This is a genomic window from Wolbachia endosymbiont (group B) of Silvanus unidentatus, assembly GCF_964028615.1.
Classification (GTDB): Bacteria; Pseudomonadota; Alphaproteobacteria; order Rickettsiales; family Anaplasmataceae; genus Wolbachia.
This window is the reverse complement of sequence record NZ_OZ034795.1, coordinates 1,652,908-1,672,541: the sequence shown is the minus strand read 5'-3', so window position 1 is coordinate 1,672,541 and position 19,634 is coordinate 1,652,908. Positions and strand designations below refer to the sequence as shown.

The window sequence follows — 19,634 nt, the reverse complement described above, 5'->3', positions numbered from 1 at the left end:
AAATTGTTGATTTGTGGTTTAATGATAGTTAAGGTATGCTATATTGTATAGCTAGAGAGGTAGTATGCCTAATTTTTTTGACAAGCAATTTAGTGAACGGGTAAAAGAAGCGATAGATAGAAATGATCCTAAGTTACTGCAGATATTATTGAGCACTAAATATTGTCAATTATGGGAAGATTGGCTTACTCACTCCATACTTTCTTATAAAGTTATTGGAATAACTCAAACTTTAAAATATCAGTTGCCTATTAATATAATTGCTGCACAAAAACAAGTTTTAGACAAAAACTTCGGCCGTCTTATACATGGCAGGTTACCGACCAGAAGTAACATTGCACAGCCTGATGAACTTTTAGATGTAAGAGCGAGTAATTATGATGTAGAAAAAGTAAATAAAGAATTAGAAAATGTGGAGCGGGAAATACTAGAAAGATATAAGGGTTTTAAGCATGAAACTGTAGAAAATAAATATCAAGTATTCAACGTGCAAGACATGTTTGATCCAGCAGGAAGATTTGTTTATTCTTATGATGGCGATGATTATACAGAAGGGAATAAGTATTTAAAGGAAATTACTGAAGCATTTAAGAGCCATCTTGCTTTGCAGCCAGTATTAAAGTTAGATGTATCCGATCATTATAATAAAGTATATGGTGATATGTATACAAAGATTACTCAAGAATATCAGTTGAGAATTAGAAATGGTCAGGCAATTCGTCTTTTATATGAAGGTAATGAATCACTAGTAAAAAAGCTTGATGGTTTAAGGGATGGTGATGATAAATTAAGGTCGATATTAACCAGTATTAGTAAAGAAGTAGTGAATGGAATACGTAATGGTGAATTTATTGAGGAAGTTTATGATAAACTAATTGATAACGTACTCAATGCTGCAATTGAGGAAGGACATCATCCTTTATATCAAGAATGCAACAACACGGAAGGAGATAAGGAGCAAAAGATTGGAATAATAAAAGAAAGAATAAAGGAACAGGTCAAGAAAAACAATAGGCATGAACTTTTGAAAGAGTATATGGAATATGCTGCTGATAAAGATCAACCTAGTATGCATATCATCAGTGTGTTGATAGTCAATGGTGCATCTTTATTAGCAAGTTGTGTTATAGATCCGAGCACAAATCAATCAATTACAATAAAGGAGAGGTTGCAAGGATTGGGGGGAGAATATAAAGCTCTAATAGATAAATCGATTTTTACAGTAATGAGAAAGGTTCATAAATTGCTATTTGATTTTTCGATTGTAGGAAAGGAAGAAGTAGATTTACTTAAACTAGTATCAGAAACTCCTTCTGAGGACGGGTCTTTTGTAAAAAGTGGGGAGAAGGTGCCATTACTAAATGAGATAGGTGGTCAGGGTGAAAGAGAGTTTATGAGTCTATTGAAAACTTGCGTAGAAAATATTAATACTCGTAATACTTCATTTTTCGGTTCAATTGTAGAATTTTTTGTAGGTAAAGCTGAGCCATCTGAAAAAGATCGTGAAGAGGCATATGCCAAACTTTATGAGTGTATTGAGGTTGGTTACTTAGCAATAAGAACAGGATGTGACAGAGTAATAGTGGATTATATAAATGAGATAGAAGAGGAAGCAAGAAAATCTAACAATCCATATCTGAAGAAGTTGTATAAGAACTTTCTTACGCTTTTATATGATTATAATGACCTGCCTAAATCAATGTATATTGCTAGGTTTTGTAGATATATTTCCCGTACAATAACCTGGAGTCCAGCATGGGAGGAAATATTAACAGGACCTGATTATCGTACAGATGTAGGAGAATGGTCAAAAAACAAGTTTGAAGAGGTAGAAAAAGCAGAGAGACATGAAGAGAGTGTAAGACTAGCAGAGTCGGGAGCTAGGGAGAGAGCACTAGAGCAAAGTATTGAACAGTCAGATCAAGCGAGACAAAGGGCAGAGCAAAGGGCAGAACAAGAAGCTCAAAGGTCAGCTAAACTTGAAGAGATGTTGAGAAGAATGGGAGTCGATCCAGGTACTGCTTTGGATGATGTGAATGTAAGCCAAGGTGCAAGTGCAGGAATTGAGAGAAATTAATGGAACCAATTTTTCCTGAATATACATTTGGTAGTGTTAGTTTACCTTTATGGCAAAACAATATAATTAGACGTTTTTCTGAACATAGAAAATATCGGGTACTTTTGTGGGAGTTTGGTCCTACTTTATTTGAGCATTTATGCAAACAAAAGGGTTTTGATTCTAAGGTACTACTACAAAAGAATAAAAATGGTGAGGTATCAGAAAATGAATACCTGATGTTACTTGAAGCATTTGGTGAAATGAGAGTTTATTGGTGGTGGCCATGGAGCAAAAAAATCAAAGATGTTGAGCTAACTAAAGAACAGTGTGAAAGAGCGATAAATTACGATAGCTACTCTTTTTTGCAGAGATTAGTGCTTAGTGTATTTACAAATGTGATAGTACATCAATGGCATATTGTTCAATATGGATATATTTATAATTATCAACAGCTAACAAAGGAGGGATACATGCTAGATGCTGGAAAAGATATGGGAAAAAAAATGTTAGGAGCAGGAGCTACGGCATTAGGTGCAGGAGTAACAATATGTGTAGCAGGAATTATAGCTGCAGGTTCTTCTTATCTTGCTGGTAGACATACTGCAGAAGTAGGAACGCTAGCAATAGCAGATAAGTTTAGTAATCTGATTAGAGCAGTTATTTTAAGTAATAACATTGATAATGATTCTAATGCAACTTTAAATGAAGTACTGGAATCATTTGAATTAAAATGGTTACTGATGAATCTTGATATAAGCCTGAAAGATGTAGAAGTGGGTAAAAAGAGCAAAGAAGAACATAATAGATATGCTAAGGATAGAATTAATGATGTTAAGAGACTATCGTTAAAGTATCATCCAGATGTGCAAGCAGGTATACAAAATGCAAATAGTATGCAACAGAGAATTAATGCAATACTGAAAGCACTAAATAATGTACATGATTATGTAATGAAAGAAAAGCAAGGGTATGGTTACATATATAGATTATTTGGAGAAATTTCAGTCAATCTAATTAATAGCGGTCAAGATTTATTTAAGATAATCAATATAGCTGCATGTAATAAGTTGCATTATATAGCGTATTGGGAAGAAGGAAGGTTAATGGAATCAAGGAATCAATATTTGGAAGAAGTAAGAGAACACTATATAAAGCCATTAAAAAATAACTTAGGTTTTGTGAAAAAGATACTTGATGAGGAAATGTCTATAAGAGAAGCAAGAAACATTCTTGACTCAACAAAAGAGATAAGAAAGAAATTTGAACAACGTAATGAAGAGTATCAAAAATTCTATGAAGAGATTTGGATAGAAAATCTAAAATCGTTAAGTAAGGAATGTAAAAATTGTAAAGAGTTGGAGATAATAAAATTGGAAGTGGGTAAGTTATTAAAAGAAGGTGAAACACAATATAAAATATTAAAGAGTCACAAAAAAGATAAAGTACAACCTGACGAAATATTTGTAGAGCCAATATTGGAGTATTCTGATTTGATAAATTCATACTACAAATTGATAATAAAATTGTGTGAGAATATAGAAAGTTGTTTCTGTTGGGATAATAGTGATTTTTTTGAGCAACAGAAATTTGTGTTAGGAGCAGATGAAACTGAATTTACTGAAATAAGTAAGGAGTATATAAAAAAGCTCTCGTGTCAGGAATTATTCAAATTTGCAAACCTTATGGTAAATTATTATTATAATAAGGAAAATGGCAAAGGGTTACAAGAGGTGGTAGGTCAGTATTACAACGGTGGCAATCCAAAAAGGAGAGAAATAGGAAGTATATCAGTTTTTGCGCTAAATCAGTTAACAGAGTTGCTTGAAAAAAAGTTTGAGAAAAAAGAAACCTTTTTTGAAAAAGAAAAGAAAAGAACAAAAAAAGCAATAGAAGAATCAAATGATATAAGGAGGCGCATAGAAGAAATAGAAGTTAGAATTAGAGCATTAGAGCAAAGTAGAGAACAGTCAATTCAGGCAAGACAAAGGGCAGAGCAAACGGCAGAACAAGAAGCTCAAAAGGCAACAAAATTTGAAGAAATGTTAAGAAGAATGGGGGTAGATCCAGAAACTGTTTTAGATGATGTGAATGTAAGCCAAGGTGCAAGTGTAGGAATTGGGAAAGGTAGTGGGGCTGGTGTATAAGTTTTTTGAGTAGTTTTTTCAAGTATGCAAGAGAGAGCACTAGGTAGGAGATACAAGCTTTTTTATTGGTTGAATATTTTCAAAAGGTTCTCTCATTTAGCATCACAAAAAATTCAATTATTGACTCTTTCTAAAATTACAAAAAAGATCGTATATTTTTGAGAACTTTTTACGTAAAAGCGGTGTTATGAAAATAAAAGTTTGAAATCTTTGCAACAAAATTAGGCAAACCAGTTCGTATGTAGATATGGATAAAATGGGCTAATATGGCTAATTTTAGCGTTATAGTAAAGTTACTATATTAAAAAGTTCGTATGGGTCAAGTGGTAGTCCAACGCATCCCAAAACAAACTCTTCTCTCACTAGCTAGTTTTGGGTTCTGGAAATGGCTGTGTCGTTTAGGTTTTTAGTGATGTGTGAGATTAAGTGGGTATTAATTTATTTAAAAGTAGAAAGGATCAGTTAGTACATTAAAGTAAAAAAATAGAAGTATTTTTGCAAGCACTGGCTTTAGTTTTAAAAAAATATTAAAACATGAAAAAAGTTCTTGTTCTGCTAGATTTCTTTAGCTATAGTCGAGTTTAACATAATAAATACATGGGGTATTGAGTCAGATGCATTGTATTATGTACATCATTCAGAAAGCAATCCTGGCTTTTTTAAGAATATATCTAGTTTAGTAAGAAATCAAAAGAAAAGCACACTGTTACTCAGCAATCAAAGTTACTTGAAATTAACTTAAGGTTTCTACAGCAAATTGTTTTGGTACAGCTGTATAAGAATCAAATGTTGAAACCAATCTTTAGAAAAGAGGTTTACGACAAAATCATCAAAATATGAATATTAAAATATAGGGGGCTTTATGTTAGGTAAAGAAAATACAAAGGAACAAGTAATAGATAATCAATCTAGGTTAATAAGAATGCAAAAAGAAGACACACTACTATCTAGCAGTCAGCAAATATTAAAGCTGCCAGAAGGTTTTACAATAGGAAAAGCAATTGGAGGAGGAGATTGTTTCTTTGATGCAGTTGCACAGGGACTTAGACAGCTTAGGCCTGGCATGGAATTTACTGTTAAGTCTTTACGTCAGGTTTGTAAGAAGCTAACTTTAAATGATCAACAATTAAGAAAGCAAGTTATACAGGATGCTAGAAAGCTTGAGGGTTATGGAGTAATACTTCCGCAGCCTGGTATTAATGATGATGAATTATGGAGTGCTTACTTGGATAGCATAGAATATACTGTTGAAGATATAGAAAAAATGAAGAGCACAAATCTACCCTTGCATCAAGCATTAACTGGCTCAAAGTATGGAAGTACATTACAAGCTCCTATATGGGGTAGGGTTGAGATTGAGGGAAGGCTAATTTGTAAAAAGTATAATGTCAAGCTACATGTTATAGAGAGCAATCCATGGTATACTAATGATAATCAACAAGAGCCTTTTTTGCATCAATTAATAGATGATTCAGGTTTAAGAAATATAGGTGGATATGATAAAGTTGATTATAACGATGGTAGTATCTTGCATATAATAAATGGAGGATATTCTCATTTTGAGCCAATACTCAGAAAGGAAGTTCAGCAACCATTACCTTATTCTGACCTAACTCAAGTTCAGAGTATGTTGAAAGAACTGTCCTTGGAGCAAATATATGAAGAACTTATTAATACTATAGAGGACTGTAGTCTTTTAGAAATGGAAAAGCTTGAAAAGCTAAAAGTTTTTTTTAGAGCACATCCAAGGTTGGATGTTAATTGTCAGGTTAATCAACGTGGTGATACACTGTTACATATTGCTGTTTGTAATGACGAGTTAGAAATTATCAGGTTTCTATTGAGAAAAAGAGCTAACGCTAATATTTTAAACATGGAGGGTAAGACTTCCATAGACATCGCTAGAAGTAATAACAGGAAGGGTATTGCTAAGATACTGCAACCACTTGTTTCGTATAAAAGAATTGATGTCCCAGGAGATGGTAGTTGCCTATTTTGGTCTATTGCTTTAGCTTATTTAACTCCTGTAAAATTTGACAATAATAAATTCTGCAAGAGATTTTACCAATTATTTGGAGACGGCCATGATGTACAAACAATCCAAAGGCTAATCCAAGGTGATGTACATATTTGCCAAAATGATATGCTAAGGTGGTTAGTAGAGAAAATATTTCGTGAAAGAGTTGTTGAAAAAATGCGTTCGTTTCAAGAGGAATTGAAAGACGAGATTAGTATGATAGACTTTTTTGAGAGTAAAAATGAAGGTTATATAACAAATGGTAGCTTTAAAGAAAAATTTCTTTCTGACTTTGGCTCTGAAATTGAAGTTAAGCAGCAGTATGGAATCGAGTCTAGTAAACTCCAGCCTAGCCACTTCAATAGTAATGCAGTAGATGACATTTGTATTGAGCTTGAGAAGATACATAACCCTAAAAAGGTTCGTAAATTTCAATTTGAAGCATATTTAGAATGTATGAGGAGTCCTAAAGCTTGGGGTGGTACATATGAGATAAAAGCAATGTCCCAGCTATTAGAAACTGCAATAACAGTATGTAAGGAAAATTCATCCGAAACTTATGGTAAACAAAGAGAATGTCATAATAATGAAATACGCTTGTTTTATAAAAATAGGAATCACTGTCAATTTTACCAAACAGAATATTCAGATTTAGTAAAATTTGTTCAGAGCTTTGTACAATCATTTGAAATGAAGCTTATTATATATTCTACATTTGGAGAGATGATAAGAAGGAAAAAAGAAGTGCTTCCACAAGAAGTAATTAACAAAGATTTCGTACGAAGCATCTTTGGATTTTCAGTATGTAGAGGTGTAAGGACAATAGGTGGTGAGAGAGCATATAGGAGCAGAAGTTTTTCTTGTCTATCAGATTTAATAGAAATGTTTGACAGTTGTAAGCTCATTTTTAGGAAAGTGTTAGTAGATGCTGGGTGTGATATTTTTCAAAGCTTTGAAGCACAACTTGAGAAAATTGGTTTTGATCAAGTTTCAAGTGTAGTAGAGGATATTGTGGATAAGATAATTCAATATTATATTCAAAAAGAATATGATAGGAGTGTAGATGGTGCAAGCATAGTTGAAGCTCTTGTTCTAGATAAATATTCACAGAAAATACATGGTAAAGTGGCACAGTATGGAAAGAGGAGTTATAATATCATAGGTCTGTATGAAAATATTGGAATTGTAACGGGGAAAGAAGACTCTCTTATCTATTATGAAAAAAGAGATAAATCTAGTCAGTATGGTTATCGTCGTCTTTTTATATGTGAGAAGTTGAGAAAAGTGTATGATGAAGTAAAAACTACAAGTACGGAATTTGAGGATTACGTATATACTTTAGATCAACAAAGCTTTGTAAACACTGTGGAAGAGGTGTTCTCTATTGTTAATGAAGAGATTCAAATACCAAGTAGAGGAAAATGGAATAATCTTGTCGAACAGGTTAGATCACACATTGAGAAAGAAGCAGAGTCTTTATTTAAGGAAATTAAGTTTCTTCATAGAAAAAGAAAAACAAGCCTACTCTGTCGTCAAGAATCTTTAATCACAGCAGAAAAAAGAAAGCCCATTAGTGCTCGAGATACGGCAGCAAGCATAAAGCGGCTAAAAAAATCTGAAAAAAATCTTGAATATATGTCTTTAGTAAAAGACAGTCTAGTAAAGTTACAAGATTTAGCTTATTATTCTAAGCTAGAAAAAATATTTAAAAGCCATACTGAGGAAATTTTTCAAGAGTATAAGAAATCCTTTGAATTACATTATAATGACACAAAAAAAACTGATGGATTTCAGCTTAGTATAAAGGGAATTAATCAATCTTTCTTTTCTATAAAAAGATTTAAATCTAAATTGAAGAAACAGAAGCTTAAAGATGTGTGTCCCGCAGTAGATGACTTTACAGGAAGGCAAGAGCAAGTAAAAAGGATATGTCAAGAACTGCAAAAGGAAAAAGGAGCAGTGGTAGTAATAACTGGTAAATATGGCATGGGCAAAACTCAACTGGCTAGAAAGTGTGCTGAGGAAAGTAGAGAAAGTTATAGCCATATCTATGAGATAGAAGACAGTAACATGTTACCTATAGAGAGGCGTTTTTCTTCTTTAACCAAAAGGAAATTAGGTATATATATGGAAGAAAAAAAATCACTAATAGGAAGTAAAAAATGTCTAATTATTTGTCATAATGCTAAAAGAGAAGACATAGAAGAGGTTCTAGAGGTAGAGGATCGAGTAGGTTTTGATTTTTTATTCACTTTTCCTGATCAGCCTTGTAAAGGCGTAGTAGAAGTCGCTTTGGATGCTTTTGAAGAAGATCAAGCTGTACAACTTACTAAAAGAATTTTAGGAATAGTAGATAAATCACAAGACGAACAAATAAAAGTATTTGTAAAAAGGCTTGAAGGTTTTCCATTAGCTATAAAGCTAGCAGCAGCTTATATTAGAAATAGTAAGTTAAGTAATTCAAAAGAAGCATTTGGAATTCATGAATATTTAATAAAATATGAAGATCTTGATCAGGTAATTCCAAAAAATAATAAGCAGGACAAATATGATAGGGTTTTATTAGTAACAACAGGCATTTCCATGGAGGTAATGGAAAAGAAAAATGGTGGAGTACCTTTTAGGTGTTTGAAAGTTATGGCTCATTTGGGTAATAGCTACATTGACCCTGATATGTTTTTAGTTTTGGTTGAACTAGAGTCTACTTTCAAATTGATGGAAAATTATTCTCTGCTTGATATAGAAATGATAGGCAGAAAAAAAATGTATGTTATACATGAATCGATAAAAGAAGCCATACGTTCGCAAATCGCTGAAGATCAAAAGGAGGATATACTGCTAACTGCTGTGGAAATATTTGAAGATGAATTTAGCAATTTGTTGGAAAAAACTGATACTTTGCATCTTATAGCCTTAGTCGATTACCTTGGAAACTATAACACTTTTAAAGAAGAAGAGCCTTTTGTGATTAGATCTATCACACGTTTACATTTAGAGGGCGAGTATAAGGAAGTTGTCAGGCTTTCAACAAGAATATTGCCGATTATTGAATCTTCAACGGAAAATTCTTTAAAAATTAGATATTTACGTGCCCTTGCGTTAGTTGCATTAGAAGATTGTTCAGGGTTAAAAGAGCTTTTTGAACTCAGAAAAAGCAGCTACAGGGGTTATTTTGAGCAAATGCTTCTAGATCATTTTATAGTTATTACTTACACCATAGAGGAGAAGTATGATTGTGCATTAGATTATTTACGAAGTTGTGCTTCTCTACTTTCTGTCAGTGATAACTTATCAAGTAGATTGGCAACTCTATCAATTGATTTGGCTAGAGTATTTGTAATGAAGGAAGAGTATCTATGTGCATTTACAGTATTGTACTACGTTGAACATTTTAAAGTAGAATTTAATTCTACGGGAAAAGATAATTTCTATCAAGATTTTTTTAAAAACCATGACTTATTGTATTTTTCATACCTCAAATACACCCGGACCTTAGGAAAACTTTATAGCATTCAAGATGAAAAATACTTCTATCTTACAACAACATCGCCACATATCAACTTACATAAATTGAATTCATCGATTTTACAAGAATGTTTATTTGATATTCTAAAATACCAAAAGCAAAGTCCTTTCATACTTAGAAGTCCTTTTATTGAAAAAATGATAAGTATGAAAGATAAAAGAAATCTATTAGATGAAGTGTTAACGGAGTTCAACAACTTGATTAGCTCAGGTGAGTTGTATGAAAGCAATCATATAGGTTTTTATAAAAATCTTATACAATTATCTGTTGGGTATGCCTATCTTGGAAAAAAAGGGGCATCACAAGAACTTAAAAACATGCAAGAGTTACAGGAGAGAAGAATAGGGTTAAATCATCTTGGTACTACACAAAAAATGTCTACTGAAAGTGAAAGAAAAAAATGTTTAGAAAAGGAAATAGAGAAAAAATCATTTCTTCCACAATCCAAAGTAATTGATTTTGCTGTTGGTAATACTTTATATGAAGATAGTGTAAATCTATATTGTAGAAACAGTATAAGCTTTTTACACTATGTTGTCACTGCTAGCTCAGATATTATTGAATACCTTACAGATAAATGGGCTAATATGAATCTAAAATTCAGTAGTCTCTTAAATATTATTCCTAGCCTTTTAGAGCGAGGAGCTTGCATAAATCTACAAGATAAGCGTGGTAGGGGGGTTCTGCACTATGCTGTTATTGCTGGTCACCTAAATATTGTTAAATACTTTGTAGAAAAAGGAGCTAATGTAAATCTACAGGATAGAAATGGTGTTAGTCCTCTACAATACGCTGTTATCGCTGGTCGCTTAGATATTATTGAATACCTTTTAGAGCAAGGGGCTACTATGAATCTAGAATACAAAGATCTTTTGCGTTATTGTATTGCTATTCATGACCAAAATGTTAAAGCGCAATCAATTATGTCCTCAGGCCCTTGTTCTTCAGACTTAAAAGTGCAATCACATAGAAAACAACAGAAGACAACTATACATTTAGGTAAGTCTAAGAAAAGAAGATTAGAAAATACAAGTGCAATATCTAAGGAAAATACGCCGAATATACAACTGCTTCAAGATAACGTATCAGACACATCAATGCAATTTGAAGATCTTGATCATAGAATGCAAGGTGACATTTGTAATAAGTTAGAGGAAAAAGTTAATAGTCAATTGGAAAATAGTGACTCACAGCAGTTAGTTGACAATAGGTACTGGTGCATGCAATAAAATGAAGGAGCATAAGTGATAAGGTATCCGTACCTTCATTTAACAGAATGGCGCTAGATCAACACATTCCAAGAAAAACACTTCTCACGTCTCTTGATTTTGAGCGCTGGAAATGGTTATTTTATTGTCCCAAACTTGGGACAATAAAATAGCCTAAAGATACAATATCTATAAAAGTTACTTGTATTATCGATTTCATTTACTAATATATAATAAAATCTAATATGATCTTCAATTTAAATATAAAATAAGTAATTAACTTTATGGTGAAGGTAATAGATTATCTCAGGACAGATTCACAAGCAGTTAAGTTAGATAGGGAAGAAAAATCTTTTCAATTTAAAAATAGAATAAGACGTCAATATAACCCTAATGATATTAATATTGCCAAGTTGTTTCTTGCGATACGTGAGCATAGAACGGATAATCCTCAGCTAAATAAGATTAGTGAAATTGAAGGGTTACTTACTCAAGTAGAAAATATTAATGATATTGATCTCAATGATGGTGGTAATACACCACTACATGTTGCTGTAAGCAAAAATCATCAAGACATTGTTGAACTTCTTTTGAATGTGTCTGGTATAGACCCAAATATTAAAAATAATCAAGGTAAAACTCCACTAGATATTGCTAAGCAACAAAATAAGGGAGAGATTATTAGGACTCTAGAAGAACATTTAAAAAAATTTTCTGATCAAGTAAAAGGACTTTCTGCACAGGAGGAGGAAGTACATGAAAAGCTAAGAAAGTTTGTTGAAGATTTTGTTTTTATTTATGAACGCTCTTTATCAGAGTACTATAAGAGACTAGAAAATCAAAGAGGAAAGCAAGGTAAATGGGCTGATTTTGTTAATATGATAATATATATAGGAAAAGGTGGAACAGAACAAGGAGAAGCGGAATCAAAAGTAATTCCTCTTATTGGAATTAACATTCTTCGAGCAACAATATCCAGCATTGGTAGTAGTTATAATAGAGCAGAGCTTAAAAAGCTGATAGATCAATTGTATATATTTAAAAAGGATCCAATCAAAGTCAGGGAAGAGTTAGTAAAATCTGGTATTGAAATCTTTCAAAGTTTTGAGAGCCAATTTATACAAGTAACAGCAGAAGGAAGTTGGCGGAGAGCAATGACAAAATTAGCAGAAGATGCTGTGAATAGAGTGGTTGATTACTATAGAAAAAATACTGAAAAAGAGCTTTGTGCTTCCTCAATTACTGAGGGTATTATTTTTGGAAAATCAAAAAGATATAAACAAACCTACACTGGTGTTCCTCATATTAAGCTAGGACATACTTTAGAAAGTAAAAATTCATGGAATACTGCAGAAATATTTGATAAAGCGGGATTAGTAACGATAAAGAGCGATGGTCGTGCTGATAAATACTATAGGAGAATAGACGGAAAGAGTGATACTAGCAAATATGGCTATCGTCTTCTTTTGAAGTGGGAGTTGGAAAATAGAATAAAAAAATTCATGAAAGAATACAGTGAAGAAAATCCTCCCAGAGAAGAGTATAGGTATGTTTTAAAGTCAGATGGGAAAACAAATGAAGAATGGGAAGATGAATTATTGAATGAGATTAATAAGCAAGATCCGAAGTTAGTCGAAGAGAGGTTACTAAGCAAATTCAAAGGAGAAATGGAACAGGAAGCTGAAAAAAACTTCAATGAATTAGAGGATTATATAGGTAAGAATTTTAATGAGTTATCAGGTTACATAGAAAGTAATCAAAATGAGATTAAGGGAGTCTTTGATGAATTAATGAGTCAATATCAGGAAGCCAGTAGGCAACGTCACAAGATAGCAGATTCTATTGTAGAAGGAAGGAAAGAAAGTGAAAAAAGTTTCGAGAAAATAGATAAAAAGCTTGATAAGATATATGATGCAGTTGTAGCAAGAGAGCAAGTAAGAAAGCCTATTTGGTTTAATGTGAAAAAGCCAGTAATTTTGTTTGCTGGAAGAAGGGAAGAGTTAATTGACCTACATAATAAGATACAACTTAATTCAGAAAAAGTAACAGTAATATCACAAATAACCTCAATTAGCGGTTTAGGAGGAATAGGAAAAACTGAGTTAGCTAGACAATATGTTCAAGAATATAGTAAAGATTGTTATGACAACGTTATATGGATCAATGCTGAAAGTGAGATAGCTCTTGTTGAATCATTTACTCGATTAGCGAAGGATAAGCTAAAAATTGATACAAAAGATGCAAATGGAAAAGAAAAGGATATAAGATCTATCGTAGAAGAAGTTTACAATTTTTTTAGTAATAGTAAAAGCTTGTTTATTTTTGATGATGCCGAGAAAAGTAATTATTTGAATAAGTTTTTACCAATTCATGATTCATTACCGGGTGGTAATGGACCTTATATTTTAATTACTTCTCGTAATCGAGAGTGGGAAAGGGGATAGAAGTTATTAATCTGAACGAATTAAAGTCAGAAGAAGCGATAGAATTTGTAAAAAAGGGCTTGATTATAGAAGATGAATCTCAAAATGAAAAGATAAAAGCTTTGGTAGAGAAATTACAACACTTTCCTTTAGCTATACAGCAAGCAATATCATATATTGAAGATCAAAGAGTTACTAGAAAATTTGATATAGATGATTACCTAAAGGAATATGAGAAAAAAGCGAAAGATTTGCTTAATTATGAAGGATTTAGAGGAATTGATAATAACTATGCAAAAACAACTTTCACAGCTTGGAAGATTACAACCGATAAGATAGCAAGCAATGAAAAGTATGGAAAATTAGCTTTAAGGATTCTTGATGTTATGTCTTATCTTGCACCTGACAATATTAGTAGAGAATTCTTTTTAGATTTGACAGGAAATAATGAAGAGGAATTAAGGTCTGCTGTTCGTTTACTTATAAAATATTCTATGGTTAATGGTGAACAAGAGCAAGGTGTGTTGAGTATTCATAAATTAGTTCAAGAAGTGACAAAAATAGCGTTAGAAGAAGAGGGTAAAAGCGAAGAAGTTATGAAAGAGACTTTCGAGCTACTCAGAGCAAGTTTCCCTTATGGTAGTGATAAACTAGAAGACTATTTAAAAAAACGAGAATTATTACCGCACTTAGAGGCATTTTTATCACGTATAGATAGTTGGTTAAAAAAGAACCCTCAAGATAAAGAAAAAATAGAAAAGGATTATCTTGAAAATTTGTTGACATGGATGAGTGATGGGTATTTTAATTTGGGTAATCCCAAAAGAGAAAAGGAGTTGCTAGAAAGGGTTTTGCCTATTTTAGAAAAGCATTATGGAGAAGAGCATTTAAAAGTAGCTCGAACATTAGTAAATCTAAGTATCAATTATGTAGCTTTAGGTGATCATCAAAAAGCGAAAAGGTTGATAGAGAGGGGTTTAAAAATTGAAAGGAAACATCATGGAGAAAACCATTTTGGAGTAGCTAAAGTATTAGTAAACTTGAGTGTCACTTATCAAGCTTTAGGTGATTATGAAGAAGCAAAAGAGTTGTTAGAAAGGGCTTTACCTATTTTAAAGAAGCATTACGGAGAAGATCATTTTGAAGTAGCTAGAGCTCTAGTAAGCCTAAATATCACTTATACAGCTTTGGGTGATTATGAGAAAGCAAAAGAGTTGTTAGAAAGGGCTTTACCTATTTTAAAGAAGCATTATGGAGAAGATCATTTTGAAGTAGCTAGAGCTCTAGCAGATCTTAGTAATGCTTACGAAGCTTTAGGTGATTATGAGAAAGCAAAAGATTTGCTAGAAAAGGCTTTACCTGTTTTAGAGCATTACTATGGAGCAGAGCATTTTAAAGTAGGGATAATGCTAGAAGATTTAGGTATGTATTATCTAATGTTAGGTGATTATGAGAAAGCAAAAGAGTTACTAGAAAAGGCTTTGTCTGTTTTAGAGAAATGTTATGGATCAGAACATTTTGAAATAGCTAAAACATTAGTAAACCTGAGTATCAGTTATGAAGTTTTAGGTTATTATCAGAAACAAAAGAGGTTGCTAGAAAGGGCTTTACCTATTTTAGAGAAGCATTATGGAGAAAATCATTTTGAAGTAGCTATAGCCTTAGAAGATTTAGCTATTGCCGATGGAGCGTTAGGTAATGTTCAGAGAGCAAAAGAGTTACTAGAAAGGGCTTCTGCAATATATCAAAGGAGTAAAGTTGAAGAATGTTTGCCGAGTACGAGTTCATCAAGGAACAGAAGAGAAGCAAAAATTGGGAAATGTGAACTGTCTTGGGAAGACGTAGATGAATTCAATACAGAAAAAGATGAGAAAAGAGATTTTAGTAAAATTAAAATAGATAGTAAAAAGTTCATTGACTATATAAAAGATATACCAGAAGAAAAACGTTCTCAGCTAATTGAGCTAGCAGATAAAGTGCAAGTTAAGGGTAGGTTTAGCGATTTGGTCAATAAACTTACCAGTAATCAGAAGGTTATGAATCATTTAAATAGAGTAAAGAAAATCTCTAGCATAACTATGCATGGAATGATAGCTAAAAATATATTAGCTGACTTTTTAAACAGAGATTATCAAGGTGTAGCGATTAATGTTGGCTTTATTGCCGGTGGTCAAGGGTTTGCTAAAGTTGCTGAAGTTGCATCTCGTAAAGGATTAAATTTGCTCTCAGAAGAAAAGGTATTACTTGGTAGGTCTTTAAGAGTTGCATCACCTTTTCTTGCTCGAGGTACTTCTGCCTTTATTATTTATGATTTAGTAAATCAGGTAAAAGCATTTAAAAATGGTACAGAAGGAGCATTGGTTGGCGTAGTAGGAGATAGCATTTACCTGGGAGTTGACGCTGCAGAGATTGGGATTGAAGTTGCTGAAGGTTTTGAAGTATTAGAAGGAGTTTCATCTATTACTGGACCTATTGGAGCAGGAGTTGGCACTGCAGTATTTATTTACACTGATATTTATATGGTAGTAAAGAGAGTTGATAAAATTGATGAAATTATTCACTTAACTAGAGGAGAAAAATTTATTGAAGGATTGCGTGCATTTATAGGTATGCGACCTGAACAATATGTAGAAAAGTTAATGGAAGAAAAACAACTTTATAACCAATTAGTTAAGCAAGGACTTGAGTATTTAAAGGAGTATAGTGATATTCAAAGCTATGTATTCCCTACTGATCGATCAGTTGTGGGTTCTTGTCGTAAAGTGCTGCACACAACATCACTTGGGATTAGACATTATTATACTGAAGAATGCACAACTAAATTTGAGATAGATTTAGACAGTACAGTACTGCTTGACAGAAAAAGAACCGATATAAAATGGAGTAGAGCAAGACCGAATGATCCCAGTGGTGGAAAGTTATTTTGTTTACCAAGGGGAGATGGTGATCCTGCTCCAAATTATGGGTCATATTTATGTGAAAATGCGATTGGTTTATCTAATAACAAAACAGAAGGGTATACTTTAATTAATTTAGGAGAAGGTGAAGATTATGCAAAAGGATTTAAGGATAGCTCGAACATATTTGTAGTGAATGATGGATCTAAGAGATACTATGGAGGAAATAAGAATGATATATTTGTTTTGCAGGGAGATCTGATAGAAGGGTCTTTGTACGGAGAGGATGGAATTGATACCTTAGATCTGAATGGATTTGCTCAAGAAGCTATAAGTGTTAATGTATCTTTAAATACAAATATTAGTACTATCGTGTACAACCATTATGGTTATTATGGTTTTAGAATTAATTCAATGGAAAAAGTTCTTGGTAGAAAAGCTAAGTCAGACCGTATATTTAGCGCATGTGAAACTAAATTCATAGATGGTAACGGTGGTGGGGAAGATCAACTTGATTATGTACAAATAGAAAATAATAACTGTGTCTATGATATACAGGTAATAATTAGACCTTATACTGAAATAGATAATACGGCACTAAAGGGTAACTTTAGCTATATTCTACCATTTCAAAAAGGTAGTGCATCTGTTAAATTACTTGCTAATTTCGAAAATAACCATAGGTTTATATTCGACTACTTGCTTGCTGATATTCAGAGTATTGATATTAAAGATCACAATAGTATAAAGTTCGATTTTTCCTCAAAAGTTGCAAATAGTAACTTTAATATAGCTATCTTATATAACATAATGAACAATATAATCTATCAATTAAAAGACAGTGCTGAAATAAAAGTAGGTAAGGAAAGAAACTTGTATGCAATACAGAATACTAATAAAACTATTGATGAAATTATAGAAAGTTACCCAGCTATAGCGAATAAACTTAATATGACTATCGCTGTTCAAGATGGTGATGAATCTATACTTGTTGGCTATGGGAAGTGTGAGGTAATTTACAATAATCCAATCTATAACAGTCACTTAATTGGAAATGGTGGTAAAAACATATACGTAATTACTATAGCCTCAGGTGAGCAAAGATATGAACATAATATTTTTTCTATGCCACAAATAAACATCTACAATCCTGATCAAGCAAGTTCTATAGATACGTTAGATTTACGTAACGTGATAAAAATAATACAAGATGATTTGAAAATACATATTAATCTGCCAAGAATTTTTCAAGATGGAAATGATTTGCTAGTTAAGTTAGAAACAGAAGTAAAGCAAAGCTTTTCATTAGAAGTGCCAACAGTAGAAGTGCTAACAGTAAGATTAAAAGACGGTTTGAATTGGTATGAAAAGCTTCATATTATCTCAAATAGTGCACCTATGAAAATAAGTTCTAAATTAGAATTAAAGCCACTACCTTTGATCTTTGAAAAGGATAAAGAAATTATTGTGGTAACGGGTCAAGATGTGGAGAAAGATGCTGAGCTTATCACGCCTAGAAAAGGAGGAAACAATACGTTTGTTCGTAGTAATGGTCATGATCTAATAATAACTAATGCTTTTGATTCGACTATTACTAAAGATGATTTTTGCAGTATTACACTTAGTAAATTCTATAAAACACCTAAGATGAAAACGTTATCAATAAAATTTACTGATAAAGAGATAGTGTTAAAAGATTATGAGAAAGAAATAAGTACAGCAAGAGACGTTAATGTTGTGAAAAAAGAATATAAGGATCAAGTGTACGATGATGTGTTTACAGAAGTCATGTTATCTGATCAACCTCATAGACATAGGCAGCACATTAGAAACCGTAGAATGGTGAGTAGCAGTGCAAAACCATCTTCGTGGATAAATCATTTATTTGGTTGGGTAAAAAGCTCTGTGAGTGGGTTATTAGATTCGAGAGCTGCTCTACCTGAAACTTCAGCAAATTATTCTAATACATCTGGTACTAGCCAATTTAGTAGTGAAGTTTGTATCAGTAACAATTTTGGTTTAGGATTCTTCTTATTACAAAGTTTCCTAGATAAAAAATATCCTCTTCCTAAGTTTTGTTCTGCTACTCATGAAGAAGTGCTGGCTGATACACTTAATATAATGGAAGAATTTAAAAAGACACTTAAAAAAACAGCTAAACAATCTGGTGTATCAGTGAAAGGTTTTGACTTTTTTAAAGTGTATTCAGATATAGCAGGTCATGTAAGGAACGAAAGATATTCTAAAATACCAAGTACATTATATTCAGCCGCAGAAGAAGCCTATCCGGAAAATGAGAAGTTTTTGAGTATTTTAAAAGGCAATATTGAAAAGATGTTTGATAAGCAGCAGATAGTTAATGGTGGATATCAACCTAATGACATTGCTGATAATAAACCTAGAAGCTATTTTAATAACACAACAGTGGACAAAAAGCTACAAACTCCAGTTATGGATTATCCGAGTCAATAAAGCTTAGAAATAGAGGACTTTTTCGACTGCATGGAATACGAAACTAATGTTGAAAAAGTATGTACCAAAAAATTTATGGGGGATCTGTGCCGAAGCTCAAATTTATTTTTCAAACAACCAAAAACTGTCTCAATAATCAATTTTTCTCAATAGAATCTTCTCTTTTAAAGAAATCAGTGCGTTTTTCATGCCTTTTTTCACTTGAGTGATGAGTTTTAGACCTCTATCGAAGAGTTTCTCAAAGAGGTCCTTCTTCTTTATCTCTGAACAAAAGTCCTGTCAATTTTTTAGTCAAATTTGGTGTAGGTTTTCTGTCGTCAACGCTGCCTTTAGTTAGCGTAATAACTTGAACTTCGACTATTTCATTGATTACCAGATGCAATTTAAAACCGAACATAGGTAGTCTTTCCTATATTTGCCAACTCTTTGAAAACTTTATTTTTTGCGATCCTTTTTGTGTGGCAAACAGCGATTGCAGTTGTATCAATATAGAGTGATTTTTGCTTGCTCGCAGAACCACTGCAAAAGCATTGCCAAATACCATAAAACCCTGAGTTTTAGAGCAACAAATCTATGATACGAAGGGAGTTTTGAAAACTCAGAACTGTACAATAATTTAAGATAACTCAAGTAAAAAAACTTGAAATTTTTGCACAGCGATTGTGGTAAAGTAAGATTATAGTAAGTATTTCTGGCACGGTAATTTCAGGTATTCTTTTTGTTTTTTTGCCACTTGATAGAAGCTTTTCTGAAAGTTTTTCATCAGCAATGTGACAAAAATCTTCTATAAAACAGTAAAATATCTTTCTTCATGGATAACCTCTTAATTTTTGCTAAAATACCTGAGTTTACCCTATTCCTCTCTTTATTAATTCTACTTTCTAATCC

At 32.5% G+C, this 19,634-nt stretch carries 5 protein-coding genes and 1 pseudogene; 5 read left to right on the top strand and 1 reads right to left on the bottom strand.

Translation table 11 applies throughout. The features are described from left to right. The first annotated feature begins 64 nt into the window (after window positions 1-64). The 5 genes from ABWU65_RS07865 to ABWU65_RS07845 all read left to right on the top strand — a co-directional run bounded on the left by ABWU65_RS07865 (window position 65) and on the right by ABWU65_RS07845 (window position 18,746). A complete protein-coding gene (locus tag ABWU65_RS07865; RefSeq protein WP_353280091.1) occupies window positions 65-2,077 on the top strand; it encodes a hypothetical protein in 2,013 nt (670 codons plus the stop codon). Further along, window positions 2,077-4,203, top strand: a complete 2,127-nt coding sequence (locus tag ABWU65_RS07860) for a hypothetical protein (RefSeq protein WP_353280089.1) — start codon at window positions 2,077-2,079, stop codon at window positions 4,201-4,203. The genes ABWU65_RS07865 and ABWU65_RS07860 overlap by 1 nt, the downstream gene beginning before the upstream one ends. 862 nt (window positions 4,204-5,065) lie before the next feature. Further along, window positions 5,066-10,975, top strand: coding sequence for an ankyrin repeat domain-containing protein (locus ABWU65_RS07855; protein WP_353280613.1), 5,910 nt, complete (start codon window positions 5,066-5,068; stop codon window positions 10,973-10,975). A gap of 263 nt (window positions 10,976-11,238) precedes the next feature. After that, on the top strand, window positions 11,239-13,398 hold the full coding sequence (locus ABWU65_RS07850) for an ankyrin repeat domain-containing protein (protein ID WP_353280611.1): 2,160 nt from the start codon (window positions 11,239-11,241) through the stop codon (window positions 13,396-13,398). Continuing rightward, entirely contained in the window at window positions 13,383-18,746 is a 5,364-nt protein-coding gene (locus ABWU65_RS07845; RefSeq protein ID WP_353280609.1) for a tetratricopeptide repeat protein, read from the top strand. The genes ABWU65_RS07850 and ABWU65_RS07845 overlap by 16 nt, the downstream gene beginning before the upstream one ends. On the opposite strand, the pseudogene ABWU65_RS07840 reads toward ABWU65_RS07845, so the two are convergent. Beyond that, window positions 18,740-19,549, bottom strand: a pseudogene (locus ABWU65_RS07840) (IS982 family transposase). The gene ABWU65_RS07845 and the pseudogene ABWU65_RS07840 overlap by 7 nt on opposite strands. Window positions 19,550-19,634 lie beyond the last annotated feature (85 nt).

What these genes read in the sequence shown, in the direction of transcription:
- ABWU65_RS07855 (WP_353280613.1), top strand. Translation starts at nt 5,066, where the DNA reads ATGTTAGGTAAAGAAAATACAAAGGAACAAGTAATAGATAATCAATCT.
- ABWU65_RS07865 (WP_353280091.1), top strand. Translation starts at nt 65, where the DNA reads ATGCCTAATTTTTTTGACAAGCAATTTAGTGAACGGGTAAAAGAAGCG.
- ABWU65_RS07860 (WP_353280089.1), top strand. Translation starts at nt 2,077, where the DNA reads ATGGAACCAATTTTTCCTGAATATACATTTGGTAGTGTTAGTTTACCT.
- ABWU65_RS07850 (WP_353280611.1), top strand. Translation starts at nt 11,239, where the DNA reads ATGGTGAAGGTAATAGATTATCTCAGGACAGATTCACAAGCAGTTAAG.